Source organism: uncultured Rhodococcus sp. (genome assembly GCF_963525155.1).
Classification (GTDB): domain Bacteria; phylum Actinomycetota; class Actinomycetes; order Mycobacteriales; family Mycobacteriaceae; genus Rhodococcus_F; species Rhodococcus_F qingshengii.
On sequence record NZ_CAURKP010000071.1, the window covers coordinates 1 to 26559 of the forward strand.

Sequence of the window (26559 nt, forward strand, 5' to 3'; positions counted from 1 at the left end):
AACTCGAACCGCACGGCATCACCGTCACGTCGTTGATCGTCGGCAGCGTCGACACCCGCATGGCGTCACATGTGCAGGGCCACAAGGAAAACCCTCTCGACATCGCGGCAACCGGACTCGCCGCCATGCAACGCGGCGAGTGGACGTGCGACACCGATTTCATGGCAATCGACGCGCGTGCGCGCCTGGCCCGCGATCCGATTCGGTACGAACGCGGACTGGGCAAGCTCCTCTTCGCCGGCGAACTGACCACCCGATCATGAGCGATCCGATTCGTGTTGCCCAGTGGGCGACCGGCGCCATCGGCAAGACGGCGCTACGCGGAATCATCGATCGTCCCGACCTCGAGTTGGTCGGCCTCTACGTGTACAGCGACGCCAAGGCGGGTCGAGACGCCGGTGACATCGCCAGACGAGCACCGACGGGGGTGATCGCTACACGCGACGTGGACGAGATCATCCGCTCGCGCCCACAGGTTCTCATCCACAGTCCGCGGTTGCAGATTCCGTACGAACGCCACGACGACGATCTGTGCCGTCTGCTTCGCGCCGGGATCAACGTGATCACGACGGCCGGGCAGCACTTCCCCCGCGCACACGGCACCGAACGCGAGCACATGTTCGCCCAAGCATGCAAGGAAGGCGATTCGACGCTCTACGGGGTCGGCGTGAGCCCAGGTGTCATCGGCGAGCGATTGGCGTTGGCGCTGACGGGAACATCGATCGAACTCGACCGAATTACGATCGACGAGGTGCTCGACGCTCGCGGCATGCCTGACCCCGACTTCGCGTTCACCGTCATGGGAATGGGTTCGCCCCCGGAGGAACTGGACGGAACCGGGCCGTTGCCCTCGCTGTACGCGTCGCTGTACCTCGAGACCATCGCGTTCATGTGCGAGCGCCTGGGCGTCACCTACGACGAGGTCGTGTCCGATCACAGGGTCGTTCCGGCACGTACGGATCTCGACGTCGCCGCCGGACGCATCGCCGCGGGAACCGTCGGAACCACCGAATGGCGCTGGCACGCAATAGTCGACGGAAAGCAGTTCCTCACCCTCGCCATCATCTGGACCATGGAACCTGATCGCGACGAATACGCGGGACGGGACCAATGGGAAGTCCACCTCTTCGGCAAACCCGAGATCGTGATGACCGTCAACCTGGTCGAACCACAAGATCCGAACAGTCGCACGACAGCCGGTCAGTTCATCACTGCAGGCCCGGCACTACGCGCCGTCGAGCATGTACTCGCTGCTCCCGCCGGCATTTTCGAACCCCCTGTCTTTGCCCCCTTCAGATTGGAGCATTCAGCATGACAACTCAGCCGACGGCCGTAGGTTCGACTGCCACCCGTGAACCTGCCGTCCGTGAACCTTCCGTGAACGCGCTCCTGCCCGACGGTCGCCCCGTGCAGAATCTGGAAGACTTGCTGCGCAGCCGGGCGATTGCCAGTCCGGAGAGCACCGCCGTCATCTCCGATGACGGGCGTACCAGTTTCCGCGAACTCGACATCGAAACAAATCGTGTCGCGAATGCACTTCTGCGCGATGGTGTTCGACCCGGCGACCGGGTGGCGTACATCGGGGCCAATGCACCGTCTTTCCTCTCCGTCCTGTACGGATCTTCGAAGATGGGCTCGATCCTGACGGCCGTCAACAATCGGCTGGCACCGGGCGAGGTCGACTACATCCTGAGCAACAGCGAGCCGACCGTCGTCGTACTCGGAGCAGGCGATGAGGGCCTCTCCGACGTCGCCGCGGCGGTCGGTAGCGTCCGTACCGTCGTCACGGTGGATGGCGTCGGAAACTCGATCTCGTGGAACGACTGGCTTTCCGGTGTCGGCGACGACGATCCGGGGTCGTCGCGCCGCCCCGACGACACAGCGCTGATCTTCTACTCGTCGGGAACCACCGGTCACCCCAAGGGAATCGAACTCACCGGCGCCAACCTCGGCCGTGCCCTCGCCACCATGTATCACCTGCTCGATCTCGACACCGACTCCGTGGCTATGTGCCCGGTTCCGTTCTTCCATGTGGCCGGACTGGGTCTCGCCCTGGTCACGACGCTCGGCGGTGGCGCTCTACTGCTCGAAACCATCGCCGGACCTCTCGAACTCGTCGCGCTGATGCAGGAGTACAAAGTCACGCATGCGGTCGCCGTTCCCGCGGTGATCAGCGTCCTGACCTCCCTTCCGGCTGTGCGCGAGGCAGATTGGAGTGCCCTGCAGTTCCTGGTCTACGGAGCCGCGCCGATGCCACTGCCCCTGTTGCAAGACGCGACCGAGGTCTTCGGGTGTAGTTTCCTGCAGGCATACGGACTCACCGAGTCGACCGGCGGCGTCACCATGCTGACCCCGGAAGATCATCGGGCGACCGACGAGTCGACCGCGCATCGGTTGAAGTCCGTCGGGCAGCCGATGTTCGGAGTGCCCATCCGCATCGTCGATCCCGTGACGCTCGAAGACGTCCCGGTCGGTACCCGCGGCGAGGTCGTCATCGGCGGCGCTCACGTCATGAAGCGTTACTGGCGTAACGAAGCAGCAACTGCGGCCACCATGTTGGACGGCGACTGGCTTCGCACCGGAGACGGCGGATCGTTCGACGAGGACGGCTATCTCTACCTCCACGACCGCCTCAAGGACATGATCGTCTCCGGCGGTGAGAACGTCTATCCGGCCGAGGTGGAGAGTGTTCTCTCCGGGCACCCCGGCATCCGCGAGGTCGCGGTAGTCGGCGTTCACTCCGATCGGTGGGGTGAGACTCCCCTTGCCGTGGTCGTTCGAGCTGCTGATTCGGATGCAACCGAAGCGGAGATCATCGAGTGGTCACGCGAGCGACTGGCTCACTTCAAGTGCCCCAGTGCGGTTCGGTTCATCGAGGAGCTGCCACGCAACGCTAGCGGGAAGCTGCTCAAGACTCGTTTGCGACAGGACTTCGCTTGAGTCCATGACACGAATTCGGGGCCGGTCGCTTCGAGCGATCGGCCCCGATTTCTGTCGTTCGATGTGAAGCACGCTCAGCGTGGGTGAATCCGGAATTCCACGCCGCCGACACTCAGCCCGGGCTCGACGGCAGACGCGCCGCTCGACGCCGCCAGATCGATTGCAGTGAGCATCGACCGCTCCCCCGGAACGAACGACACGACGCGTGATCCCAGCCTGATCGAGAGTGGTTGCGCCGAGACCGGTTTCTTTCCGAACACTTCGGCCCACAGCGTCGCCGTCCTGGCCGGATCGGGCGAGGACACGTCGACGCCGAGGATGTCGTCGACCCAGGGATCGAGGGAAACCTCCTTCTCCGTCTCATCCCAGAACCACTCGTCGGCGTCGGGAATCTCGTCGAGTTCTACGAGCAGTCCGAGATCACCGGGATGAAGTTGGACGATCCGGTGACCGTAGGCCTCGAGATCTGCCACCGTCCGAACATCGGCCGCAGCTGCACGTTCCAGATAGGGCTCGATGTTCGAAACCTGGATCGAGAGTGCATAGCCGCCCTCCCCTCCGCCCTTGCGGATCCATCTCGCCAGCGAGACCGTCTCGTCGAGCGGTGCGACGATCTCGAGAAATGCCTGCGGCCCGACGGCCAAGGTCTCGTCGGCCAAACCGATGTCTTCGAGCAGTGGATCTGTGAATCCTGGTGCCAGATTCAACGCTTCACGTAGTTGTTGACCGGTCTTGTCCAGGTCTCGTGCACCGATCACCACCTGTCGCAGGATCTCCCACGTGCCCGCGTCGTGCGTGCCCGTCACAGTCCGACCGCTTCGGCGGCGGTGTCGGTACTCTGCCAGCGTCGGAGCTCGGCGCCCGGCGCCCACGTCGAGTGCGTACCACTCGAAATTCGTTCGGGAAGGCGAAGTTTGCACAACGGTCCGTCTCCGACGCGGGCAGCGTCGAAGATCAGGCAGAAGGACGCATCCTCGTTCATGTCAGTGGTCAACGTGATGAGATAGCCGTCGTCTTCGGCGGCACCACCCACGCGCGGCGCCATCGAGGTCTCGCTGCCGTACACACCGTCACCGAAGGAGAATCGTTCCTCGTTGCCCGTCAGCAGGTCGTGTTTGACCAAGCCGTCGAACAGGAACCACGACGGCTTACCCGAAGCCGCATAGGCGTATCGGTACTTCTCGCCCGCGAAATTGCCGTTCATCATGCCGAATTCAGTGATCGAGTCACTGAGTTGCTCTTCACGCGTGGCTCCGGTGACCAGGTTCAAACGCCAGCGGTGAAGCCGGGTCTGCATACGATCGAGAGCGAGGAAACGGAAGGCGCGCTCCCACTGATTACCCATACCGTTGTCCGACGGTTCCGGATCACCCTGGTAGAAACCGTCCAGAACAATCTCGTCGCCCTCTTCGTAGGCGTTCACGAAGTGCAGGACATAGGTCGAATCGGCTTCGAACCACTTGATGTCAGAGGTATTTCCGCGGCGTGGGATGACTCCGAGACGCAGCGGGATATCGGGATGGAAATTCGCGACGTGCGCGCCCTTCTCCAGCAGAACCGGATCCCAGAACAAGGGGCAGTCGTTGAGGATCGCGTAGTTCTCCGTGAAGGCCATGTCGTGTGGCAACCGCGGACCGGGAAGCGGGACGTCGACGTAGTGGACCAACTCGTTGGCCGAGTCCACGACGCCGTAGTGCATGTACGGCGCTTCCTTGCTGTAGTTGAAGAACAGCATTTCTCCGGTCTTGTCGTCCACCTTCGGATGCGCGGACACACCCCATTCGAAGGGGAACTTGCCGTTCCAGCTTTCCTTTCCGAGTGTCTCCGCCGACATCGGATCGAGACGATACAGATCTCCGCACTGGTAGAAGCTGGTGAGAGCAGTCCCCCGGTGAACGACGACGTCGGTGCTGGACGCGTCCTTCATCCGGGTGCGCGCACCCTTGCCGCCCTCGGGGCGACTGAGTTTGGGAGACTCGGCGAGTCCGGCCCACAAGGCGCCGCCGGCATCCTGCTCGGCCGCCAACCCGTCAGTCCGTACGAATCGATTGCGGTAGAACGACTCTCCGTCACGAAAGCCCACGATGTGAATCATGCCGTCACCGTCGAAGGGGTGATACGCCTTCATCGAGGGATGGAGCGGATTCTCGGTGTTGCGCAGGTAGACACCGTCGAGGTCTTTCGGAACCTCACCGAAGACGACTTCGAGGTTGTCCGCTTTGAACTCGGTGGTCTGGGGTTGCCACGGGCCGGTGCGATACGGGTGATCGTCATCGGCGGGAAGGGTGGACAACAACTTGCCTACGATTTCGACGTCCATGGAATTCTCTTTTCGACTGATGGGGAAAGGCTGGGCTGCACTTTCAGGAAACTGCGTCGACGACAAAACTGACGGTGGTGGCCGTACTTCCACCGAAGTTGAGTGTCGCAAAGCGGCTCGCACCCTCGACTTGGAAACCGCCGGCCGTTCCCGTCACCTGATGGGCCGCGTCGAGAAGCATTCGGACACCACTGGCACCCACCGGATGACCACCGCCGATCAGACCGCCGCTGGGGTTGATCGGTAACTTGCCGCCCATGGCGATTTCACCACTCTCGATGGCTTTCCACGACTCGCCGGGTGCGGTCAGACCGATGTGGTCGATCGCGAGATACTCACTCGCCGTGAAACAATCATGTGTTTCGATCCCGTCCATCCCGGCAAGTTCGACTCGGGCCCGGGAGAAGGCGTCCATCACCGCATCCCGAACGTGTGGCATCACGTAGGGATTATCGGCGTCGCGGGCCAGCTTCTGCTCGAGACCTAAACCAACAGTCCGATGACCCCAGCCCGCGATGTGGGCCAGCGGAGTCGCCGCGGCGCCAGGATGCTCTCGGAGGTACTTGTCCGTCACCAGCACCACCCCGGCGCCACCGTCGGTCACCTGGCTGCAATCGAATCGTCGAACACCACCTTCCACAACAGGATTGGTGGCGTCGTCGCCGCCTGCATTCCCGAGTAGATCGGGCACCGCCCAACCGCGTGTCTGCGCGTTGGGGTTGTTCTTCGCGTTTGCGAAGTTGATCTGCGAGATCGCGCGAAGGTGAGATTCGTCGATCCCGTAACGCCGCCCGTACTCCTTCGACACACGGTCGAACATGTACGGCCACATGAATTTTGCTTCCTGACCTTCGTGTCCGACCCAGGCTGCGGCGCCCAGATGGCCGGCCGCGTCATCACCCGGAACCGTCTTCTCCAGTTCGATACCCATCACCAGAGCCGCGTCGTAGTTGCCGGCGCGCAGGTCTGCCATCGCTGCAAGTACAGCGATACTGCCCGATGCGCACGCCGCCTCGTGCCGAGACGAGGGCACACCCCACAGGTCTGGATGCACGGTGGCGGGCATCGCGCCCAGCTGACCTTGGCCGGCAAACAATTGCCCGAAGGCATTACCGACGTGGATCACCTCTATGTCGGTGGCAGGAACCTTCGCCGCGTCCAGGGTGTGGTTCACCACCTCTTCGGCAAGGTTCGCGAAATCGAGTTCCTCACGGGTGAAGTTCCGTGCGAAGTCGGATTGGTACCCGCCGAGAATCCAAATGTTCGAAACAGTCATGACCTCTCCCCTTGCCGATCCGGCCTCGGTGACGTCACCGAGATACCCGCGCAACGGCGGTTGTAATTTCACCGCAACCGTACTACAACTAGCAGAGTAACTCTACTAATTGAAGGGTTGAAAATGACTGATGCTTTTGTCCTCGACTACGTGCGCACGCCGCGCGGTCGAGCATCGGCGCGAGGCGCCCTCCACGAACACAGCCCAGTCGATCTTGTCGTCCATCTGGCCAAGGCTTTGCAGGGTAGAACGAACCTCGCCGCAGAACAGATCGACGACGTCGTTCTCGGTTGCGCATCGCAGGTGGACGAGCAGGGCGCGAACATCGCGAGAACTGCCGCACTCCTTGCCGGTTGGGGCGACTCCGTCCCCGGCGCAACCCTCAACCGATTCTGCGCATCCGGCGTCGACGCAGTCGGCCAGAGCGCGGCCCGCATTCGCGGCGACGACGTGTCCCTCGTCGTGGCCGGTGGCGTCGAAAGCGTCTCCCGGACTCCGATGTTCAGTGATCGCGGACCGCTGTGGACCGATCCGGCAACTATCGCGCAGATCGGTTCCATCCATATGGGTGTTGCCGCCGACTTGAATGCCACGATCGAGGGGTACTCCCGCGACGAGTTGGATGCCTACGGCGTCGAAACCCAGCACAAGGCTGCCGAGGCCTGGCGCAACGGCGCATTCGAGCGGTCCGTTGTGCCTGTCCCCGGCAGAAACGGAGAAGCGGGAACAGCCCACGACGAACTGGTCAGGGCAGAGACGACGGCAGAGGGACTCGCAGCGCTGCCTGCCGCCTTCGAAGGGCTCGGCGCCGCCGGTCAGGATGCACTCGCGCTCGCTGCCTACCCTGAGGTCGGCAAGATCGAACACCTGCACACCGTCGGATCCTCTCCCGCCATGGCCGACGGCGCAGCTCTCCTACTCCTCGGATCCGAGAAAGCCGCGGCGAGAGCCGGCTTGACCCCTCGCGCACGGATCATCGGATCCGCCTCGACTTCGGTGAATCCGGTCCTCATGCTCACGGCGGGTCAGAGCGCCGTGGAGGCAGTCATCGCGCGAGCCGGGCTTCGTCCACAGGACATCGACGTGTTCGAGTTCGCAGAGGCGTTCTCCGCGCTCTGCCTACGGTTCCGCCGCGATCTTGACGCCGGGCCGGACCGCATGAACCCCAACGGAGGCACGATGGCGATGGGCCATGCATTCGGCGCCACCGGAGCAATTCTCGTCGGCGCATGTGTCGACGAACTGGTACGGAGCGACGGTCGCTACGGTGTGGCCGCGGTCAGCGGCGCCGCCGGTGTCGGAGTCGCGGTGCTCGTCGAACGGATCGCCTCATGACCGTCAGTTCACTCTCCGGCCGCGTTGCCGTCGTCACGGGAGGGGGTAAGGGCCTCGGCCGTGCCGTCGCACTGCATCTCGCGAGCCGAGGGGTCACGGTGATCGTCAACAATCGGAATCGCACACTCGATTCGAGCGGCCGAGGCCCTGCAGATCAGGTTGTCGACGAAATCCTCGAAGCCGGTGGACAGGCCGTCGCCAACCACGACGACGTCACCGACCCCGAGGTCGGCCGAAAGTTGGTGGACGACGCTCTCACTCGGTTCGGACGACTCGACTTCTGCATCACCAGCGCCGCGGTCAGCGGTCCACAGATGCTTCATCGCACCACCGCCGAGAACCTCAGCACCGTCATCACGACAAACGTCGTCGGAACCGCACTGGTCGCCGCCGAAGCCACCGGAGTGATGCGCGAAGTCGGATTCGGGCGCATCGTGATGATTGCCTCGACCGCAGGACTGCACGGAGAACCCACCGTGTCCGCCTACGCCGCCAGCAAGGGTGCCGTCATCGCATTGGGACGCACCGCAGCCGGCGAAGGTGCGAGTCGCAATGTGTTCACCAATGTCGTACTGCCCTATGCCACTACGCAGATGACCGAATCCGGAATGGATCCACGATTCATCGACATCATGGGTGCCGACCTGGTGGCCCCGGTGGTCACCGCCCTCGTCGATCCCGAGTCCACGACCAACGGGCAGGTGATCGTCACGGCAGGCAACGGGGTGCGTTCGGCCGACGCCGTCGAGGGCTCGACCGAATTCTTGCCCACCACCACAGAACTCGATGCCAAAGCGCTCGACGCGCTACTCGTGACCAGCCGACTCGGCGCTCCTCACACCTATCCGAGCGCACAGGAAGCCTTCGCGGACTTCGCTTCCGAACTGCTCGACCACCACAATCAGAAAGCGCGCGCATGACCGACATCCCACTGGGCGATCTTGCACTGAACTTCGGTGTGAGCGCACTCGCCGTCCTCGTCTTCATCGCAGTCGTGATGGCCGTAGCCATCCGCATGAACAATCACTCGATCATCGACATCTGTTGGGGGCCTGGCTTCGCCGTCGTCGCCGTCGTCTCGTACCTGACGTCCATCGGGTCGGACGGCAACGATCTGCGTCGCCTCGTGGTGCTGGCTCTGACCGTGGTGTGGGGAATGCGACTCGGCCTGTACATCGGCTTCCGAAACCGTGGGCACGGGCAGGACAAGCGCTATACTGCCCTGCTCAAACATCAACAGGGACCGCTGGTTCCGTTCCTGATTCGCAAAATTTACGGCCTCCAGGGCGTCCTCATTCTTGTGGTGTCGCTGCCCGTCCAGTTCGCGATGTACGAGTTTCGCGCCCTCGGAGTCCTCGGCGCGATCGGCATCGCGGTCTGGACCGTCGGCTTCGTCTTCGAATCGGTTGGAGACTACCAACTTTCCCGCTTCAAAGCTGATCCGGCCAATGCCGGGAAGGTGATGGACCGTGGGCTCTGGGCCTGGACCCGCCATCCCAACTACTTCGGTGATGCATGCGTCTGGGTCGGACTGTTCATCCTCGCGCTTGGTGATCCATTGGCGCTGATCACGATCGTCTCTCCGATCGTCATGATCAAACTGCTGGTGAGCTACAGCGGTAAGGCCCTTCTCGAACGCGGCATGCGCAAGAGCAAGGGGCAGGCCTACGACGACTACGTCGCCCGGACCAGCGGATTCTTACCTCGTCCACCCCGTCCGGCACGAAACCACGCGTCGTGAGCGCCCCCACGAGTGGTCTCGCCGACGTCTTCGATCTGGAATCGACCGGCCCGGACCGGTGGCAAGGGTCGAACGACGGTGTTCGGCTGCCTCAGCTGTTCGGCGGCCAACTGGTGGCCCAGTCGATTCTCGCAGCCGGGCACACGGTTACCGACGGCAAAGCGATCAGTTCCGTCCACACCCACTTCCTTCGCCCGGGGTCGACGAATCGCGCGACCGAGTTCTCGGTAGATCGCCTTCGGGATGGAAAACGCCTGTCCACCAGAGGCGTCGATGTCCACCAGGACGGACGACTCGTCTGTCGTTCCACGGTCTCTGCCTCCTCGATCGACGAGGGCATCACTCACAGTCGCGCAGTACCTACCGCACTCCCGCCCGCTGAGTGCGTGACGTTGCAGGAGTTGGCCGAGGCAGACGGCGGGCTGGGTGAGGTGTGGGAGGAGTTCTCCGCCATCGAGATTCGTGTGTCCCCCATCGATTCGCAGTCCCCCACCGCGCATTCGGCGGCGCCTCCGCGCAACATCTGGATGCGTTCGGCTCAGCGGCTGAGCGACGATCCGCTGATTCACGTGGCTGCTCTCGCCTATGCCAGTGATCTGATGCTGATGGCAACCGCGCTGACTCCGCACGGCTACGACATCGGGCAGGAGCACTCGCTCGACACGGACTGGACTGGTGTGTCCCTCGATCACACGATGTGGTTTCAACGCCCTGTGCGGGCGGACGAGTGGCTGCTCTTCGAGCACTCGACCCCCACTGCTCACACCGGCAGGGCAGTCGTGAATGCGGCGGTCTTCGATCGATCCGGACTCCAGATCTGCCAGATCACTCAGGAAGCGTTACTCATTGCCCGCACCGAGTGATTCCCGACTCTTTCTGCAGACCATTCGGTACGGTCTCGCGGTGCCGCAGGGTGCGCGGCCTATGATTTCGGGGTGGTACGAGTGAATGCAGCCGGATCTTCGACACCCACCGCGTCGGCGGGCGTCACCGAGTTGCCTGCCGGCGGTCCGAACGCACTGGCCGTCACGCTCGGGTTGTTGGGGGACGAGTGGAACCTCTGGATTCTGCGATTCGCCCTGTTGGGGTCGCGGCGATACAACGACTGGCTCGCCCTCGGGGGAATCTCCAACTCCGTATTGTCCTCACGGTTGGCGGTCCTGACGGCCGGCGGAATGCTCGAGCGTCGTGAGTATCAGCAGAACCCGCCCAGGCACGAATACTCGGTCACCCGCAAAGGGCAGTCGATCTGGCCCGTCCTCATCACCATGTGGTCGTGGGAGAAGCAGTGGGCGCCCAACGAAACCCAGCCGCTTCCACCACTGCGGCACAGCACCTGCGGAAACGACTTCACCCCGATCCTGCGCTGCAAGGAGTGCGGCGAGGACGTGGACGTACGATCCCTGGACTCCCAAATGGGTCCGAGTGGGGACTTCTCACGCAGTGTCCCGGAAGCAACATCGCGGCGACGCTCCACCAAGTCCGAACGCCGTCCGGAAATTCTGGCTCACACGATGGAACTTGTCGGCAATCGCTGGTCAGCGGCGATCATCGGTGCAGCTTTCCGAGGCGCTCGCCGCTACGGAGAGTTCGCCGAGATCACCGGTGCACCACCGGCGATAGTCGCGGATCGCTTGAAGCACCTCACCGAGATCGGTGTGATGGAAACGCGTCCGCTTCCGGATCGCCCACAGTGGTCGGAGTATCGACTCACCGCCAAGGGCACGGCGTATTTCCCCGTGGTGATGTGCATGATCTCCTGGGGTCAGCGTTGGTTCAGATCCGCGGACGGCCCGGACATCGTTCTCCATCACAAGGCCTGCGGTAAACGGTTCGAAGCGCGCTTGGGTTGCAGTGTGTGTGGTGAAGAGTTGAGGTCTTCGGACATCGAGGCCGTCGACCTCACCACCTCGGTTCACGTACCCGGGTCCGGCTGGTCCTGAGGTCCCCGCTCAGCCGGCAGTGCGGATCCGGTCGAAGCTCCGGCCTCGGTGTTCGAGCGGCAGCCTGTCCCCTCGCCCGAACAGTTTGTTGCGCAGCGTTCCCTCGTCGTAGTCGCTCTGGTAGGCACCTCGTTTGGTCAGCTCCGGAATCACATGCTCCACAATGTCTTCGAAGGTTCCGGGAGTCACCGCGTACGCGAGATTGAACCCGTCGACGTCGGTCTCGGACACCCACTCCTGCAACTCGTCGGCGACCTCCGCGCCGGAACCGACAACGATCGGGCCGAGCCCGCCGATGCCCGCCCACTCCGCGATGTCCCCCACCGTCCATTCGCCGCCTTTCTCGTCGGCCTGACGAAACGATGCGACCGCGGATTGAATGGCATTGCTCTCGACGTTCCCGATCGGTTCGTCCGCTCGGTATCCGGAGAGGTCGATTCCCATCCACCCCGAGGTGAAAACGAGCGCGCCTTCACTACTCGCGTAGCTGCGGTAGTCCTCGAGCTTCGCCTGGGCCAACTCAGGGGTTCGGTCGGTGATGATCGTCAACAGTGTGTAGATGCGGGCCGAGTACGGATCTCGCCCGACCTTCGTCAGTTCGTTTCGGATTCGGGCAACGGTGTCTTTGAGAATCGCCTTTGTCGGTGCACCGACAAAAATTGCTTCGGCATTCTCGGCGGCGAACCGCACCCCACGAGGCGACGCGCCGGCCTGGAAGATGACCGGCGTCCGCTGCGGAGAAGGTTCGGAGATGTGGATGCCCGGAACCGTGAAGTGCTTGCCTTCGTGCTCGATCGGATGAACCTTGGCGGGGTCCGTGTAGACCCCGGTGGTTCTGTCACGCACCACCGCGTCGTCTTCCCACGACGTTTCCCACAACTTGTAGAGAACTTCGAGGTACTCGTCCGCGTGGTCGTAGCGATCGTCGTGCTGGAGTTGGTCGTCCTCGCCCATGTTCCGTGCGGCCGAGGGGAGGTATCCGGTGACCACGTTCCACCCGATTCGCCCGTTCGTCAGGTGGTCGAGGGTGCTCAATCGCCGAGCGAACGGGTAGGGATGCTCGAAAGCTGTACCCGCGGTGATCCCGAAGCCCAAGTGCTCGGTCACGGCAGCCATCGCCGACGCCAGCAGTAGCGGGTCCGAGACCGGCACCTGCGCGCCCTGCCGCAGCGCTGCGTCGTGATTGCCGCCGTACACGTCGTACGTTCCCAACACGTCGGCCAGGAACAGCCCGTCGAATCGTCCACGCTCGAGGAGCTTCGCCAACTCCGTCCAGTACGTCAGATCCGTGTACCTGGACGACTGGTCCTCCGGGTGGCGCCACAGACCTGGCGATTGGTGGGCGACGCAGTTCATGGCAAAGGCGTTGAAGCGGATTCTGCGGGTCATTCCCGCACGATGCCGTGCCTGCTCCGCGGTGAACACCATTGCGATCAGTGCGATCGGTTCGGCTCCTGCTTGCACCCGGCGATACCGTCGACTTCGCGACCTCGTCGGCGGGCCGCTACACTGACTAGCGCAGCTGTGACGCCCGAGGCATCGTGCCGACAGGTCGAGCGGACGCAACAGCAGTATCGAGAAGCGAAAACCCCGGCAGCACAGGGTTTTCAGTGCTTGTCGGTACGCTCCCCGCCCTCGTAGCTCAGGGGATAGAGCATTCCTCTCCTAAAGGAAGGGTCGCAGGTTCGAATCCTGCCGAGGGCACCAGGTGGGACTCTCCCCACATCGGCGCCACCAACGTGCCATTCTTGAATTCATGACGACGCCTCACTCCACGGCTACTCCCCCGAAGAACATGTCTTTGATCCCGGGTGGGACGTACTGGATGGGCTCCGAAGATTTCTATCCGGAAGAACGCCCAGTTCACCAGGTCACAGTCGACGGATTCTGGATGGACACGACGGCGGTGACGGTCGCCGAGTTCCGACGCTTCGTGAAGGCAACCGGCCACGTCACCACTGCTGAAATCGCCCCGGATGCCGCCGACTATCCCGACGCCGATCCAGCCCTCCTCGTCCCGGGATCGTTGGTCTTCAATTCGCCACCCGGCCCGGTTTCACTTGACGACTACACCCAGTGGTGGTCGTTCACTCCCGGCGCCGATTGGCGCCATCCCGAGGGAGCCGACAGCAACATCGGGGGACGTGAACGGCACCCCGTCACCCACGTGTCGTACTTCGACGCCCAGGCCTATGCCGCGTGGGCCGGCAAGGAACTCCCGACCGAGGCCGAGTGGGAGTTTGCCGCCCGCGGTGGACTCGATCGCCAGGCGTACGTGTGGGGCGATCACGACTCTCCGGGCGGGCGGCCCGGTGGCAACGTGTGGCAGGGCCAGTTCCCCTGGGAGAATCTGCTCGAGGACGGTTACGAGCGCACCGCTCCGGTCGGAAAGTTCCGGCCCAACGGCTACGGACTGTTCGACATGGCCGGGAACGTGTGGGAATGGACGGCCGATCACTACACATCGGACCACGCCCACAGTTCCAAGAACGTCGCGCCGGCCTCGTCGTGCTGCATTCCTCGTAATCCCCGAGCGGAGTTCGCCACGGAGGCGTTGGTGGGCGAACCCTACGCCCGACGGGTGATCAAGGGAGGCTCACATCTGTGTGCACCGAACTACTGCTTGCGCTACCGCCCCGCCGCGCGGCAGGGCGAATCCGAGGAGTCCTCGACCTGCCACGTCGGCTTCCGGTGCATCATCCGCATTCCGCAGGAGTAGATCAGAAGGGCACGTCCCCCAGGATGGCCACCCGCTCCATGACGCGGCGATGAGGGAAGTAATCACTCGCTGCGTAGTGCTGGGTAGCCCGGTTGTCCCAGAAGGCAATGGAATTCGGCGCCCACTTGAAGCGGCACTGGAAGTCCGGGACCTTGACCTGCGCGAACAGCAGGTTGAGCAGATCGTTGCCTTCGACAGGATCCATGTCCGGAATGTGGGTGGTGAAAAGGCTGTTGACGAACAGAGTCTTACGCCCGGTCTCCGGATGCTTACGCACCATCGGGTGCAGGACCGGCGGGTACTGCTCCTTCATCTGGTCCAACTTCTCCGGGCTCATGCCGCGTCCGAAGGACGGCACGAAATCGTGGATGGCGTCCTTGCCGTCGATCAATTCCTTGATCTCGTCGGGGAGGCAGTCGAAGGCGTTACCCATATCGGCCCAGAGCGTGTCACCACCGGCAGGCGGTACGTCGATCGCCCGAAGTACTGAACCGAGCGGCGGCGTCTTCGTCCAGGTGACGTCGACGTGCCAGATGTTCTCGGTTCCTGGACTGTCCTCTCCGCGTTCGAATCTGACGACTGCCGGGACCTCTCCCTGTGGGAGAAGTGGATGAACCTCGAGTTCACCCCAATGGGCCGCGAAGTCACGATGATTCACGCTCGAAATCGGCTGGTCCCGAAAGAACACGACCTTCCATTCGAGGAGGGCCCGGCGCACGTCCTCGATCTGCTCCTCCGACGGATCACGCAAGTCGATATCGCTGATCTCGGCACCGATGAACGGTGTGACGGGTGTCAGAGTGAACCGCTCGTACGGCCTCGATTCAACGCCTTCCGCATTGCGCCTCATTCCGCGTGGTCCGAATTCGATTGTGTGATTGCCGATTTGGACTGTTCGTGAGGATGTAAGGGTAGCCATCGAATGACTCCGTCCTGTCGTGTCGTGTCGCGGGGTCACACGTCAGTCGACGCGTGCACCCGCTTTGCTCGTGTGCGTTTGTGTGCGCTTCGGGGCGCGGTCAGTGCTCCTACCGCGAGATCGACCAGATGATCCACCGTCGTATCGAAATCTGCCTGCACAACGGGGTTTTCGTCTTCGCGGCGCTGCTCGAAGATGGCCAGAGCAGAGACGCTCATGTTGAACGTCAGATCGATCCGTTCAACCGCGACGCGGCGGGGCAGATGCGGCAATGCCCGCGTCAACCTGACGACAACCTCGTTGATTCCTTCACTGACCTCGCGGAACTCAGCACTCTGCGTATCCACCGACGGTGAGATTCGGGCAATGAACCTCGCATAGTTGGAACCGTCGACCGTCGCCAGAAAATCTGCCAGCGGGTACAGAAAGGCTTCGACCAAAGCACGGACCAAGTCGGTATGCCCACTGGCGTCGATGTCGTCGAGATACGTCAGTCGCGCTGCGTTGATCTGATCCATCCGATGCCGGAATACGGCCAGCACCAGACCGTCTCGCCCACCGAAGTGATACTGAACTGCAGAGTTGTTGCGCTGCCCGGCCGCAGTCGCCACGTCCCGCATGGACACTTCGTGAATACCTTGCTCGGCGAACATCCGCTCGGCGACGGCGATCATGGCGTTCTTGGCATCCAACGAGGCGGGCATACACCGACCATATAAGTCATTGTCTTAATTCCGCAAGGCCCACCCCCGTGCGCGGTTAGGGAGTGCAGGGACTCCTTCGCCACTCACGGGGGTATTTGTCCCAGTCAACGAGACATACGCCGCCAACTCAATTCCGCTCGATACGCTCCAGATTAAGACGACCGCTTAATCCACCCGGTTTTGCACACGCCAAGGAGCCTGCTGGTGAATCGCCATTCCATTCCGATCATTCCCGAGACGCCGAACGTCGCGGCCGCCGTGTACTACCCCGATCAGAATCCCCCGTACACCCGCCCGGAACCGCTTCGCCCGCCGGTCGGGGCCCCGAACGTGCTGCTGATCATGATCGACGACGTCGGATTCGGCGCACCCTCCGCGTTCGGTGGCCCGTGCCGCACCCCCACCGCCGAGCGTTTGGCCGAAACCGGCGTGAAATACAGCCGATTCCACACCACGGCTCTGTGCTCGCCGACGCGTGCCGCCACACTGACCGGGCGCAACCACCACAGTGTCGGTATGGGTGTCATCTCCGAAATGGCCAACGCGGCACCGGGATACAACGGAACCCGACCCGCCTCTGCAGCCACGGTCGCACGCGTCCTGCAGGGAAACGGCTATGCGACAGGTGCTTTCGGCAAGATGCACCAGACCCCGACGTGGGAGACCACCGCTGCCGGGCCGTTCGATCGGTGGCCGGTCCGTGAGGGTTTCGACAAGTTCTACGGTTTTCTCGGTGCCGAGTCCGACCAGTTCACCCCGGTTCTCTACGAGGACTTCACGATGGTCGACTTACCCAAGACGCCACAGGAGGGTTACCACCTGTCCGAAGATCTCGTCGACCACGCGATCGAATGGGTCGAGGGTGTCAACACGATGGACCCCGACAAGCCGTGGTTCTGCTATCTCCCCTTCGGCGCGTGCCACGCTCCACTGCAGGTTCCGGACCGCTACCTGGACAAGTACGTCGGCGAATTCGATCACGGGTGGGATCGCCAACGCGAGATCACCCTCCAAAAGCAGAAGGAACTGGGCGTCGTCGCTCCTGATACCGAATTGGCCCCCTGGGCTCCAGGGCTCCCACACTGGGACGAACTCGACGACGACCAGAAGAAGGTCTCGGCCCGTTTGATGGAGTTGTACGCGGCGTTTCTCGAGCACACCGACGACGAGGTAGGCAGGCTCGTCGACCGGTTGCAGGACATGGGTGTACTCGACAACACTCTGGTGCTCTACATGATGGGTGACAACGGCGCTTCCGCGGAAGGCGGAATGGAGGGTTCGTTCAACTACCTCGCCGGCCTCAACGGTTACAAGAGTGCGACATCCGACGTACTGGCGCGCTACGACGAATTGGGGACCGAAACCAGCTACCCGCACTATCCGGCGTCGTGGGCTCTGGCTCTCGACACCCCTTACCAGTGGGCCAAGCAGGTTGCGTCCCATTACGGCGGTACCCGAAACGGTCTGATCACCCACTGGCCCAAGGGGATCGACAAGCCAGGAATCAGGGAGCAGTGGCATCACTGCGTCGACATCACGCCGACAATCCTGGAAGCTGCCGGTATTCCGGCACCGACCAGCGTCGACGGGGTGACCCAGAAACCGATGGAAGGCGTGGCGATGAACTACACCTTCGCCGAGCCCGACGCCGAAGAGCGCCACACCACACAGTATTTCGAGATCTTCGGCAACCGCGGAATCTACGATCACGGTTGGACCGCAGTCACGGCCCACCGCGCACCCTGGCTGATGGCCACTCACGGCCTCGAGCTCACACCGATGAGCGAGGACCGTTGGGAGCTGTACGACACCTCGGTCGACTGGTCGCAGGCCCGCGATCTCGCGGACGAGCATCCCGAGATCCTGGCCCGGCTCAAGGAAAAGTTCCTCGTCGAGGCGGCCAAATATCAGGTGTTGCCGCTGGACGACAGAACGGTCGGTCGCCACGCCACCGCGGAATCACGACCCCCGCATCCGATGATGGGCCGCAAGACCCTCACGCTGTACCCACACATGAACGGTCTGGTCGAGAAAGCCGCGCCGACGTTCTTCAACCGCTCGTACACGCTGACCGCGAGTCTGGGTAGCGTCGCCGACGGCATGCTGGTCAGCCTCGGTGGCCGGTTCGGCGGATTCGCTTTGTACATCATCGATTCCGTTCCCGTCTACTGCTACAACTTCAGCGGCGGTGGTCGGACCTTCGTGCGTGGGCGCAACCCGCTGGCACCCGATGCGTGCGAGGTGTCCGTCCACTTCGAGTACGACGGCGGCGGAATCGGCAAGGGCGGAACCGCCACCCTGATTGTCGACGGCGAGGTGATCTCCGAAGGCCGGATCGAGAAGACCACTCGGGCGATCTTCAGCATGAACGAACAGCTCGACGTCGGCATCAACCGGGGAAGCCCGGTGGCGGAGGAGTTTGCGGAGAAGGGCACGTTCCGCTACGGCGGCAAACTCCACAGCGTGACCGTCGACTTACGATCCACCCGAGACGTGGTGTCCGCAGAGGAACGGGAGAAAATCTCACTCGCCGTGCACTGATCGACCAGGCGACGCTCGCCGATTGTGCAGCCGCGCGCGATATCTGCCGTGCGGCTGCACAATCGCCCTGCGTCTATCCGACCGTGTACATCTGCAGGCACGGCCCCACCGGGCGAGCTTCCAGGACGTCGCGGGCCTTCTCACGCGCTGCGTTGAACTCCCAGGGCGCAGTGGTGCCCGGCACTCCGAATCGATATCTGCTCAAGGCACACGAACGCTGCGGTTCCGGTAGACGATCCAAGGCGGGTACCGCGTCGACGGAGAGCCCGCGTAAGTAGGAAACGTCGATGCTCTTGCCGCCCTCGAACCGTTCCACGTTCTTTTGCGCGATGTACGCGTCGGGGTTGAACACCGCGAAGGCCAGCAGCGCGACGGCCGAAGTGGCGAGAACAGCTGTGGGCAGCCACTTCCCGGACATCCGAATACCTGCGACGAGCAACAACACGAACACGAATCCCAGAAGCAGCTCTGTCGCGAAGACGCTGACCCGGAGCACCGTGAAACCGTACTGATTCTCGTACAACCACATCCGGTGCACAGCGGACGCCACGATCACCAGGCTGAAGACACACAGGGCACCCAGCAGTCCGCGGGCAAGACGCCTCGATCCAGCGTCGCGGCGGTCGATGTACCGCACTGCGACGGCGATGACGAGCAGCGTCAGCACGGTAACCGCCATGAGCTGCCAGAAACCCTCACGCGCGTAGTCCGCATAAGTCAGTCCGTCGGTCACCTGTACGTGCTCGTCTCCCCCGAACAGCGTCTTCGTCTGTACTGCAACAAAACCGAGGAACAGCACGTTGAGCACTCCGAGCGGGACCGCCCACTCCCACATCGGCAACGGCGTCGCCGGCGCAGGTGCAAACGCGTCCACCGTCGGCGTTCTGCGGCGCAGGTACACCGCAACCAGCGTGCCGAACGCCATCACGACGCCGGCAAAGATCCGTGCCCCCGGGTTCGACACCGAGATGGCCGGAGCGAAGCCGCCGAAGATCTTCGCGAACTCCGGATCCGCACTCACGAACAAAGATCCGAAAATCAACAGGAGAAGAATCGACACTGCGCTCACGACGACAACTCGCGCCGCCGGCACCCGCGGAGCAGAGCGGGTAGCGAGCTTTCGACGACGAACGAAGTTGACCGTCCGGTGCGGTGCCCGCCAGGGAGCAAGCGTTCCCAGAAGTATCCCGGTCCACGTCCGCCCGCCGATCAGAGTCCACGTGAACAGAACCCACGCAACCACGACGCAGAGGAACACCAACCACTCCGCACCGCGAACGGCGGCAACACCCAGCAGTGCGAGCATCCCCATCGCGGCGACCCACTGCGTCACGGTCATCCGCGGCGGCGTCAGAATCCCGAAGACGATCACCACACCGGCACCCACGATCACGTACGCGATACTCGCGAACCCTGGGTCGAGGATCAGGGCCGCAAGCACCCCTACTGCGGCCGCGCCGAGGAGCATCGAGCGGGTGGCCATCGACGTGCGATCGGGACGCCAGAACCGGCTGGGACGCTTGGGTTTTACGGCCGGCATCGGCGGTTTCGGTGGAATTACTATCGGAGCGCTCATGTGATCTCCTATGTGTCTGGTTCAATTTTCAGGGTCGGAAGTACAGACGAATGCCGATGAAGACATGCGCCATCGCGAGATCTCTCGATCTCGTCAGGGACTTTGGTTCAGTTCTGCGGCAGCACTACTCGAATGCAACAACCCGACGGGGCATCGACGACGGCAATCCTGCCGTCATGTAATTCGACCGCCCACTTCGCGATCGCGAGGCCGAGTCCGGTGCCTCCGTCTGTCGAGCCGCCGCGGATGAAGCGGTCGAACACTCGCTCACGGGCCTGTGGTTCGATGCCGGGGCCGTCGTCGTGGACGTCGAGCACCAATTCCCCCGCGCTGCCGGTACGTACTCGGATGACAACTTTGGTGTCGACGTTCCCGTGCTGAACCGCATTGTCCACCAGGTTGGTCACCACCTGGTGGAGGCGATCCGGATCGGCGACCACGGACAATTGTGGAGGCTTGACGTCTATCTCGATGTCGCCCGCACTCACACTCGACAGCTCGCGTAGGAACGGCTCGACCTCGAAACGGCGGCGTTTCAACGGCATTGCGCCACCCTCGAGTTTCGAGAGATCGAGAAGGTCGGCTACCAGCGCGCCCAGTCGTTCCGTTTGCCGCAGCGCCGATTTCATCATCGCCGGATCCGGTTCTTCGACACCGTCGACGACGTTCTCGAGCATGGCTTGCAAAGCGGTGATGGGCGTCCGTAATTCGTGGGAGACGTTGCCGATCAACTCGCGGCGGTACCGGTCGTCGGCCCCGAGGTCCTCGGCCATCCGATTGAACGCATGGGCGAGTTCGCCTACTTCGTCTCTGGAAGTCGCTCGTACTCGCCGCGAATAGTCGCCGCGCGCCATCGCCTTCGCCGCGGCCGTCATCTCGCGAAGCGGTGACGTCATCCCGTGTGCGAGCACCTGCGTAACGCCGAGAGCGACAACCAACGCCGTCAGTAGAGCAAAACGAAACGGTTGTTGCGACGTCAGCCAGAAACCACCCGCGGCGAACACCAGTGCTGCGACAACCAGGAGGCCGACCTTCACCTTGAAGGACCGCATCGGGTCCAGCGGCCGCGGCCACCGTGCAAAAAGACGGTCGACGACGCTCATCGCGGCACGTCCCAGGCGTACCCGACGCCGTGAACGGTCCGGATCACGGAAGGTCCGAGCTTGCGTCGCAGTGCCTTGACGTGGCTGTCGACGGTCCGACTGCCCGCTCCCTCACCCCAGCCCCAGATCTCCTCGAGCAGCGACTCCCGCGGGATCGCGGCTCGCGGCCGCTCCGCCAGATAGGCGATGAGATCGAATTCGGTGCGAGTCAGGTGAACTTCCTGCGCATCACGGCGCACTCGACGTTCGGTCAGGTCGATCACGACGTCACCGAACTCGAGGAGGTCGGCCACCGGGCGTGCAGCGTGCTCCGCGCGATCAGCACGCCGAAGCAGAGCCTGCACCCGGGCGACGAGCACACGCATGCTGAACGGCTTGCTCAGATAATCGTCGGCCCCGACGCCGAGACCGATCAGCATGTCCGTTTCATCGGCGCGAGCGGTCAGCATCAGCACAGGCACCGGGCGCACGGCCTGGATGCGGCGGCAGACTTCGAGTCCGTCGAATCCCGGCATCATCACGTCGAGTACCACCAGGTCTGCGTCCATCTGCTCGCAGCGGGCCACCGCGCTGGGACCGTCGAACGCCAGCTCGACGTCGTAGCCCTCGGCACGCAGCCTCGCCGCGATGGACTCGCAGATGCTGACCTCGTCGTCGACCACGAGCACTCTTCGCTGACTCATGGAACTGACTGTATTCGGCCCTCGTGGATGAACCTGGGAGGACTTGTGAAGGTTCTGTGCAGGTTCTAGAACCTGCGGATGTTGTTGATCGGCAGATCCGCCAGCGGCGTCAGTCCGGTCGGAACACCAACTCCGTAGGCGTTGAACACCATTCCGAACCCAGCGTAGATGCCGACGTGCGTCGCACCGGGGTAGAAGGTGATGACGTCGCCGGGGGCGAGGGCCCACCGGGGAACCGGCTGTCCGACGTTGGCCTGCTGTTGGCTGGTCCGTGGCAGATTCACGCCGGCCTGCCGAAACGCCCATTGCACCAGCCCGGAGCAGTCCCACGAGTTCGGCCCGACGCCGCCCCACTGGTAGGGCTTTCCGGTCTGAGTGCTCGCCGCTGCCAGCGCGATCAGCCCTGCCGGACTCGGAATCGGAAGGGCGGCTGATCCGCTGCTGATGCTGCCCGTGCTTCCCAAGCTTCCGGAACTCCCGCTACTGCCACCGCTACCGAGGCTTCCCGGGTCGGCTGAGGCAGGGGCAGCGGAGAGCAACAGGACACTTCCGGTCAGCAAAGCCGCGACCGTTCCCGTTCGGAGTGTCGACTTCTTCATGCATCCGTCCTTCGTGGGGGTCGTTTCGGCGCGCGGCAGCGCACCTCGATAGCCGTGAACTGGTAAGACACGTGAAAACAAACACTTCGTTCGGATGTTAACGGCGTGGACGTGGTGTTCGGACAGGAATGATTGATCCGATTTGTCGGTTTTGAACAAACAGGCCTTACGTCCCGGGCCGGCAGAAGATCAGGGAATGATGGGGGATTTCCTGGATCCCGCGGCACGACTAGGTCCATAGATTCGACTCATGCGCCCATACCTGCTCGTCGCCGCGGTCATCATCGGAGCCACCACGGCACTCGTCGGTTGCTCGACGCTCCAGCGCGCAGTGGAGATTCAATCGGATCTTGACGGACTCACCAGGTCGGGTGTCGTCGGGTCGATCGCAACACTCGACGACGGCACCACGACGGCTGTCATGACCAGCGGCGTGCCCAACCGGACCAACGGCGATTCGATCGGCAAGAATGATCGCGTCCGGATCGGAAGTGTGACAAAGACATTCACAGCTTCGCTCGTTCTGCAATTGGTCACCGAGGGCAAGGTCGACCTCGACGCACCGATCGAGCGGTATCTCCCGGGCCTACTGCACAGCAGTGACATGGACGGCAGTGGCATCGACGGTAGCGCGATCACCGTGCGGCAACTGCTGCAACATCGCAGCGGCCTTCCCGAGTTCGCCGGAGAACCCGGCGCCGACGAATGGATTGCCGCTAACGAGAACCGAACGCTGACGCCGTCCGCCGCGGTCGCCATCGCCCTCGGCAAACCGGCGCAATTCGTCCCCGGAACGTCGTTCGTCTACACCAACACCAACTACATCGTTCTCGGAATGCTCGTCGAATCCGTGAGCGGCCGCAGCTACGCCGATGAACTCCGGTCTCGGATACTCGATCCGCTGGACTTGGAAGACACGTACCTCCCGCCGGCCGGTGAGCTCGACATCAGGGGCGATCACCTGACGGGCTATCAGGATCTCGACGGTGGCCTGACCGACGTTTCCCGCACGGAACCGTCGATCCCCTGGGCTGCCGGAGCGATGGTCTCGACGGGCACAGACCTGAACACCTTCTGGCGTGCACTACTCGACGGGCAGGTGGTGCCGGCCGAGCAGCTTGCCGAGATGACCACCCCTCAGGTCGCCGCCACCGAAGCCGAGGGACTCGGGTACGGGATGGGCGTCGGCGCCACCGAACTTCCCTGCGGCGTCACCTATACCGGCCACAGTGGCGGGATCTACGGGTACTACACACTGTCCGGTGCGACGCCGGACCGCGCGTTCACTGTGACGCTGACGTCGACGCCGAAGGACCAGCCGGACACCGTCGCGATACTCTCGCACGCACTCTGCCCCTGACGTTGTTACCAGTATTGATGACGTTTTCCATCAGTGTCCGCGACGAAAATGACCGCGTCGGCGCCGTCCAACTCCGAAGGTTTCAGCGGCAGGTGGCCGGGCAGGATCGCCTCTCCCGCGGTGACGGACGGGTCAAGTGCTGTGCGAAGTGCGGGCGCCGGAAACAGGGCACGCCGACTGGTCGCATCGGCCAACGCTCCCTGCAGAGTGCCCGGATCACTGTCGGGGTTGGCGTCGGTTGCCACGAATACGTAGCGCTCCCCGAGGACAAGTCCGACAAGTGAGCCGGCGCTCCCCCAGCTGACCACGTCGCCGTTGACGGGCATGTCGGACGGCACTCGCAGGAGATGGGCATTGTGTGCGAAGAGCAGGATCGGCCCGCGTCGCTGCTCCTGGGCGACGACGGCCAGCAGGTTCTCGGCCATCATCTCGGCACGGAGACTGAGCAGAGTGCCGATGCGATCAGGAGCGGAACTCGCCATCGCGGCGTGGTAGCGCAGAAGACCTACAGCGGTGCGTGCGTGTGCGAGGGCCAGGTCGTATCCACCCGGGTCGGCGGGCCGCAGCACAGGTGCGGCGCGCCGCAGGACGCTGGCGAGGTCGTCCGCAATGATGCGCAGGGCACGAGCCTGATCGGAGTTGCCGACGGACGCAGCCGGTTCGAACATCGCCGCCGGGTTGGTCCAGTCGGGGTCCTGCCCGAGCAGAAGGTCGATGTCGTCGAACGAGTGCGGCCGCATCGCAGCGGGCAGGAAGTCACCTGCTGCAGACAGCGCGCCACGTGGGCTCGGTGCGCCGGAGTACTCCACCGGAGCGTCGAAGCCGTAGAAGCGAACTCGGTCGGCCGGAGCGCGGCCGTGGTTGTACTCGCGTAGCCATTCGACGAGTTCGCGGTTACCCGGTACCGCACCGAATCCGTGGCTGAAGCCTGTGGCAAGCACCTTCTCGATGTCCGCCTCTCCCCCGTTCACGTAGTCGTTCACGAGCAAAGCCGCAAAGACATCTGTTTCGAGCACGATCGACCGATATCCTCGTTCGACCAGTTGGCCGAGAAGTTCGTTGCGCAGCAACGGAAATACCTTGACTCCGTGGGTCGGCTCGCCGAGGGCGAGCAGAGTCGGCACCTCGGTTAGCGTGGCGAGCAGTTCGTCGACCGCACGACCAAGACTTGCCGCGTCTTCGAGTTGGCGGCCGAACTCACTCAGCGCTGGGGCAGTGGACATGATCATCCCTTTCGAAGGTGGACTGCCTTCGACAGTATCGTTGAAGATTCGAGTGAAACTTTTACTGGCAATTACCTGGGGTATACCGTGAAAAGCCTCAATCGGAGGTGATCAGTGCGGCCCATAGACCTTGCCCGTGAACACGGGTTGTCCGCACAGGCGATCCGCAACTACGACGATGCCGGCATCCTCCCTCCGACCGAGCGCAGCACTTACGGCTACCGGCGATACACCCCAGTGCACGCGCAAGCCCTGCGCACTTTCCTCGCATTGCGCGGCGGTCACGGGCACCAGCGGGCCACGGAAATCATGCGGGCGACCAACCAGGGCGACACCGAGTCCGCCTACCGCCTGATCGACAGTGCGCACGTGACGCTGCTCGCCGAGCGAGGAACTCGCACCGAGGTAGCCACAGCGCTGGGGACTCTGTCCACCATGGCACCGGCACAGGTGCACGGTCCAGCGCTGACGGTGGGTGAGCTCGCGCGCCGTCTCGGCGTTCACCCGGCGACACTGCGCACATGGGAAGAGCACGGCATCCTGCGCCCCGAGCGCGAACGAGCAACGGGTTATCGCGAATACGGTCCGGAGTGTGTGCGCGACGCCGAGATCGCACGGCAGCTGCGGCGCGGTGGCTATCGGCTGTCGCAAGTCGCTCAGTTTCTCGATTCGCTGCGCGAGGCCGGCGGAGCAGACGCATTGTCAGCGTTCCTCGAATCCTGGCAGGACCGGCTGACCACACGCAGTCGCAACCTTCTCGCCGGCGCAGCTCAGCTCGATGCCTATCTCACGATGCTGGATCAGACCTCGCCTGGTTGCCGATCAGCAAACGGTTGAGGCGTCAGTTCACAAGCCGCGCAAGGCTCCTCACCATCTCACCGACGGTGTCGGTCGACGGCCACGGGAATTCCGGAAGATCGGCCCGCAACATCACCTGTCCGTGCAGCGAAGTCCAGATCGATACCGCATCGACAAAAGTGTCTGTGCTGGCCGACCTCCCAGCGGCGACGCACGCGTCGAGGTTGGTCACCAGCGTGTTGAAGGCGGCCAGTCCTCGCGTATCCGATTGTGGTGACTGACCTTTCGGCCTGGACCACCCGAACAAGACCCGATACCGAGCGGGCTCGGAAGTGCCGAACTCGACGTATGCCGAGCACCCGGCATACAGACCCTCGACCGGGTCGGGGTGTGCGGAAACGGCGTCGGCCACGGCGAGATGCAACTGCTCCAGCGATTCGGAGACCACCGCTTCGACAATGGCATCGCGATCGGAAAAGTGTCCGTAGATAGATGGTGCGGATATCCCGACTTCGCGAGCGACCGATCGGAGCGTCACCGCCTGATCCGATCCGGTGCGGGCGATGAGCGTCGCCGCTGCGGCGACGATCTCTCCGCGGAGCCGTGCGCCGCTTCCTCTCGGATTTCGGGCGCGAGTACTCCGAGAACCACTCGTCCCAGTTTCATCGGCATCTTCGGAAACATCACTCACCCGACAAACTTTACACATGTAAGGCGAGGGGGTACGTTCTCATCACTAAACATTCGTAAGGTTACATTCGTAAGGACATGATGAATTC

The 26559-nt window shown here is 63.1% G+C and carries 23 protein-coding genes, 1 tRNA gene and 1 pseudogene; 13 read left to right on the plus strand and 12 right to left on the minus strand.

The window, feature by feature from the left end; translation table 11 throughout:
• The 3 genes and pseudogenes from RWT78_RS15725 to RWT78_RS15735 form a co-directional block, all read left to right on the plus strand.
• Window positions 1–263: pseudogene (locus RWT78_RS15725) on the plus strand (short-chain dehydrogenase); the annotation flags it as partial.
• A complete protein-coding gene (locus RWT78_RS15730) occupies window positions 260–1315 on the plus strand; it encodes a dihydrodipicolinate reductase (protein WP_003940172.1) in 1056 nt (351 codons plus the stop codon). The pseudogene RWT78_RS15725 and the gene RWT78_RS15730, both read left to right, overlap by 4 nt.
• Window positions 1312–2940 carry a long-chain-fatty-acid--CoA ligase gene (locus RWT78_RS15735; RefSeq protein WP_054825547.1) on the plus strand — a complete coding sequence of 543 codons (1629 nt, stop codon included), beginning with the start codon at window positions 1312–1314 and terminating at the stop codon, window positions 2938–2940. The genes RWT78_RS15730 and RWT78_RS15735 overlap by 4 nt, the downstream gene beginning before the upstream one ends.
• A 74-nt stretch (window positions 2941–3014) precedes the next feature.
• On the opposite strand, the gene RWT78_RS15740 is transcribed toward RWT78_RS15735, so the two are convergent.
• From RWT78_RS15740 to RWT78_RS15750, 3 genes are read right to left on the minus strand one after another with little or no spacing between them, the layout of a single operon-like run.
• Entirely contained in the window at window positions 3015–3746 is a 732-nt protein-coding gene (locus RWT78_RS15740) for a hypothetical protein (RefSeq protein ID WP_037128481.1), read from the minus strand.
• A complete protein-coding gene (locus RWT78_RS15745) occupies window positions 3743–5260 on the minus strand; it encodes a carotenoid oxygenase family protein (RefSeq protein ID WP_314676521.1) in 1518 nt (505 codons plus the stop codon). Before RWT78_RS15745 ends, RWT78_RS15740 begins: the two co-directional genes overlap by 4 nt.
• Window positions 5261–5303: 43 nt before the next feature.
• Window positions 5304–6536, minus strand: coding sequence for an acetyl-CoA acetyltransferase (locus RWT78_RS15750; RefSeq protein WP_314676522.1), 1233 nt, complete (start codon window positions 6534–6536; stop codon window positions 5304–5306).
• Window positions 6537–6659: 123 nt separating this feature from the next.
• On the opposite strand from RWT78_RS15750, the gene RWT78_RS15755 reads away from it, so the two are divergent.
• The 5 genes from RWT78_RS15755 (at window position 6660) to RWT78_RS15775 (ending at window position 11555) form a co-directional block, all read left to right on the plus strand.
• Window positions 6660–7871: an acetyl-CoA C-acyltransferase gene (locus RWT78_RS15755; protein WP_211920729.1), complete on the plus strand. Its 1212-nt coding sequence runs from the start codon at window positions 6660–6662 to the stop codon at window positions 7869–7871.
• Complete coding sequence (locus RWT78_RS15760) at window positions 7868–8791, plus strand: SDR family NAD(P)-dependent oxidoreductase (protein WP_314676526.1); 924 nt, start codon at window positions 7868–7870, stop codon at window positions 8789–8791. Before RWT78_RS15755 ends, RWT78_RS15760 begins: the two co-directional genes overlap by 4 nt.
• Entirely contained in the window at window positions 8788–9612 is an 825-nt protein-coding gene (locus RWT78_RS15765) for a DUF1295 domain-containing protein (protein WP_042451087.1), read from the plus strand. Before RWT78_RS15760 ends, RWT78_RS15765 begins: the two co-directional genes overlap by 4 nt.
• Window positions 9609–10475 carry an acyl-CoA thioesterase domain-containing protein gene (locus tag RWT78_RS15770; RefSeq protein WP_054825546.1) on the plus strand — a complete coding sequence of 289 codons (867 nt, stop codon included), beginning with the start codon at window positions 9609–9611 and terminating at the stop codon, window positions 10473–10475. Before RWT78_RS15765 ends, RWT78_RS15770 begins: the two co-directional genes overlap by 4 nt.
• Window positions 10476–10556: 81 nt before the next feature.
• Window positions 10557–11555, plus strand: coding sequence for a helix-turn-helix domain-containing protein (locus tag RWT78_RS15775; RefSeq protein WP_003940366.1), 999 nt, complete (start codon window positions 10557–10559; stop codon window positions 11553–11555).
• Between the two features lie 9 nt (window positions 11556–11564).
• Here the strand turns inward: RWT78_RS15775 and RWT78_RS15780 are convergent, their stop codons facing one another.
• Window positions 11565–12944, minus strand: a complete 1380-nt coding sequence (locus RWT78_RS15780; RefSeq protein WP_165639134.1) for an LLM class flavin-dependent oxidoreductase — start codon at window positions 12942–12944, stop codon at window positions 11565–11567.
• A 242-nt stretch (window positions 12945–13186) separates the two neighbouring features.
• Between RWT78_RS15780 and RWT78_RS15785 the strand changes: the two genes are divergently transcribed.
• Together RWT78_RS15785 and RWT78_RS15790 are read left to right on the plus strand one after the other, a co-directional pair.
• A tRNA-Arg gene (locus RWT78_RS15785) sits at window positions 13187–13262 on the plus strand.
• Window positions 13263–13311: 49 nt separating this feature from the next.
• A complete protein-coding gene (locus tag RWT78_RS15790) occupies window positions 13312–14274 on the plus strand; it encodes a formylglycine-generating enzyme family protein (RefSeq protein WP_037125552.1) in 963 nt (320 codons plus the stop codon).
• 1 nt (window position 14275) lies between these two features.
• Here RWT78_RS15790 and RWT78_RS15795 read toward each other — a convergent pair whose 3' ends face one another.
• On the minus strand, window positions 14276–15193 hold the full coding sequence (locus tag RWT78_RS15795; RefSeq protein ID WP_007727692.1) for a TauD/TfdA family dioxygenase: 918 nt from the start codon (window positions 15191–15193) through the stop codon (window positions 14276–14278).
• 35 nt (window positions 15194–15228) lie between these two features.
• Window positions 15229–15897: a TetR family transcriptional regulator gene (locus RWT78_RS15800; RefSeq protein ID WP_314676532.1), complete on the minus strand. Its 669-nt coding sequence runs from the start codon at window positions 15895–15897 to the stop codon at window positions 15229–15231.
• Between the two features lie 204 nt (window positions 15898–16101).
• Between RWT78_RS15800 and RWT78_RS15805 the strand changes: the two genes are divergently transcribed.
• Window positions 16102–18438 (plus strand): arylsulfatase, encoded by a 2337-nt coding sequence (locus RWT78_RS15805; protein ID WP_314676534.1) that lies wholly within the window; start codon window positions 16102–16104, stop codon window positions 18436–18438.
• 73 nt (window positions 18439–18511) lie between these two features.
• On the opposite strand, the gene RWT78_RS15810 is transcribed toward RWT78_RS15805, so the two are convergent.
• From RWT78_RS15810 to RWT78_RS15825, 4 genes are all read right to left on the minus strand, one after another.
• The gene (locus RWT78_RS15810) at window positions 18512–20014 is read right to left on the minus strand and encodes a DUF4153 domain-containing protein (protein WP_314676536.1); all 1503 of its coding nucleotides are present in this window, start codon (window positions 20012–20014) and stop codon (window positions 18512–18514) included.
• Window positions 20015–20121: 107 nt separating this feature from the next.
• Window positions 20122–21117, minus strand: coding sequence for a HAMP domain-containing sensor histidine kinase (locus RWT78_RS15815; protein ID WP_007727705.1), 996 nt, complete (start codon window positions 21115–21117; stop codon window positions 20122–20124).
• On the minus strand, window positions 21114–21800 hold the full coding sequence (locus RWT78_RS15820) for a response regulator transcription factor (protein WP_003940586.1): 687 nt from the start codon (window positions 21798–21800) through the stop codon (window positions 21114–21116). The genes RWT78_RS15815 and RWT78_RS15820 overlap by 4 nt, the downstream gene beginning before the upstream one ends.
• A gap of 65 nt (window positions 21801–21865) precedes the next feature.
• Window positions 21866–22399: an NlpC/P60 family protein gene (locus tag RWT78_RS15825; RefSeq protein WP_020970417.1), complete on the minus strand. Its 534-nt coding sequence runs from the start codon at window positions 22397–22399 to the stop codon at window positions 21866–21868.
• A 250-nt stretch (window positions 22400–22649) separates the two neighbouring features.
• Here RWT78_RS15825 and RWT78_RS15830 point away from each other — a divergent pair, with 250 nt between their 5' ends.
• Window positions 22650–23759: a serine hydrolase domain-containing protein gene (locus tag RWT78_RS15830; RefSeq protein ID WP_314676543.1), complete on the plus strand. Its 1110-nt coding sequence runs from the start codon at window positions 22650–22652 to the stop codon at window positions 23757–23759.
• A 5-nt stretch (window positions 23760–23764) separates the two neighbouring features.
• Here RWT78_RS15830 and RWT78_RS15835 read toward each other — a convergent pair whose 3' ends face one another.
• On the minus strand, window positions 23765–24988 hold the full coding sequence (locus tag RWT78_RS15835; protein ID WP_314676545.1) for an erythromycin esterase family protein: 1224 nt from the start codon (window positions 24986–24988) through the stop codon (window positions 23765–23767).
• A 108-nt stretch (window positions 24989–25096) separates the two neighbouring features.
• Here RWT78_RS15835 and RWT78_RS15840 point away from each other — a divergent pair, with 108 nt between their 5' ends.
• Window positions 25097–25819, plus strand: coding sequence for a TioE family transcriptional regulator (locus tag RWT78_RS15840; RefSeq protein WP_314676547.1), 723 nt, complete (start codon window positions 25097–25099; stop codon window positions 25817–25819).
• Between the two features lie 4 nt (window positions 25820–25823).
• On the opposite strand, the gene RWT78_RS15845 is transcribed toward RWT78_RS15840, so the two are convergent.
• Window positions 25824–26471, minus strand: a complete 648-nt coding sequence (locus tag RWT78_RS15845) for a TetR/AcrR family transcriptional regulator (RefSeq protein ID WP_314676549.1) — start codon at window positions 26469–26471, stop codon at window positions 25824–25826.
• Between the last annotated feature and the right edge of the window lie 88 nt (window positions 26472–26559).

Excerpts from the sequence above, each read along its gene's own strand:
- RWT78_RS15730 (WP_003940172.1), top strand. The coding sequence starts at position 260 with ATGAGCGATCCGATTCGTGTTGCCCAGTGGGCGACCGGCGCCATCGGC.
- RWT78_RS15735 (WP_054825547.1), top strand. The coding sequence starts at position 1,312 with ATGACAACTCAGCCGACGGCCGTAGGTTCGACTGCCACCCGTGAACCT.
- RWT78_RS15745 (WP_314676521.1), bottom strand. The coding sequence starts at position 5,260 with ATGGACGTCGAAATCGTAGGCAAGTTGTTGTCCACCCTTCCCGCCGAT.
- RWT78_RS15750 (WP_314676522.1), bottom strand. The coding sequence starts at position 6,536 with ATGACTGTTTCGAACATTTGGATTCTCGGCGGGTACCAATCCGACTTC.
- RWT78_RS15755 (WP_211920729.1), top strand. The coding sequence starts at position 6,660 with ATGACTGATGCTTTTGTCCTCGACTACGTGCGCACGCCGCGCGGTCGA.
- RWT78_RS15760 (WP_314676526.1), top strand. The coding sequence starts at position 7,868 with ATGACCGTCAGTTCACTCTCCGGCCGCGTTGCCGTCGTCACGGGAGGG.
- RWT78_RS15765 (WP_042451087.1), top strand. The coding sequence starts at position 8,788 with ATGACCGACATCCCACTGGGCGATCTTGCACTGAACTTCGGTGTGAGC.
- RWT78_RS15780 (WP_165639134.1), bottom strand. The coding sequence starts at position 12,944 with ATGACCCGCAGAATCCGCTTCAACGCCTTTGCCATGAACTGCGTCGCC.
- RWT78_RS15790 (WP_037125552.1), top strand. The coding sequence starts at position 13,312 with ATGACGACGCCTCACTCCACGGCTACTCCCCCGAAGAACATGTCTTTG.
- RWT78_RS15795 (WP_007727692.1), bottom strand. The coding sequence starts at position 15,193 with ATGGCTACCCTTACATCCTCACGAACAGTCCAAATCGGCAATCACACA.
- RWT78_RS15800 (WP_314676532.1), bottom strand. The coding sequence starts at position 15,897 with ATGCCCGCCTCGTTGGATGCCAAGAACGCCATGATCGCCGTCGCCGAG.
- RWT78_RS15810 (WP_314676536.1), bottom strand. The coding sequence starts at position 20,014 with ATGAGCGCTCCGATAGTAATTCCACCGAAACCGCCGATGCCGGCCGTA.
- RWT78_RS15815 (WP_007727705.1), bottom strand. The coding sequence starts at position 21,117 with ATGAGCGTCGTCGACCGTCTTTTTGCACGGTGGCCGCGGCCGCTGGAC.
- RWT78_RS15820 (WP_003940586.1), bottom strand. The coding sequence starts at position 21,800 with ATGAGTCAGCGAAGAGTGCTCGTGGTCGACGACGAGGTCAGCATCTGC.
- RWT78_RS15825 (WP_020970417.1), bottom strand. The coding sequence starts at position 22,399 with ATGAAGAAGTCGACACTCCGAACGGGAACGGTCGCGGCTTTGCTGACC.
- RWT78_RS15830 (WP_314676543.1), top strand. The coding sequence starts at position 22,650 with ATGCGCCCATACCTGCTCGTCGCCGCGGTCATCATCGGAGCCACCACG.
- RWT78_RS15835 (WP_314676545.1), bottom strand. The coding sequence starts at position 24,988 with ATGATCATGTCCACTGCCCCAGCGCTGAGTGAGTTCGGCCGCCAACTC.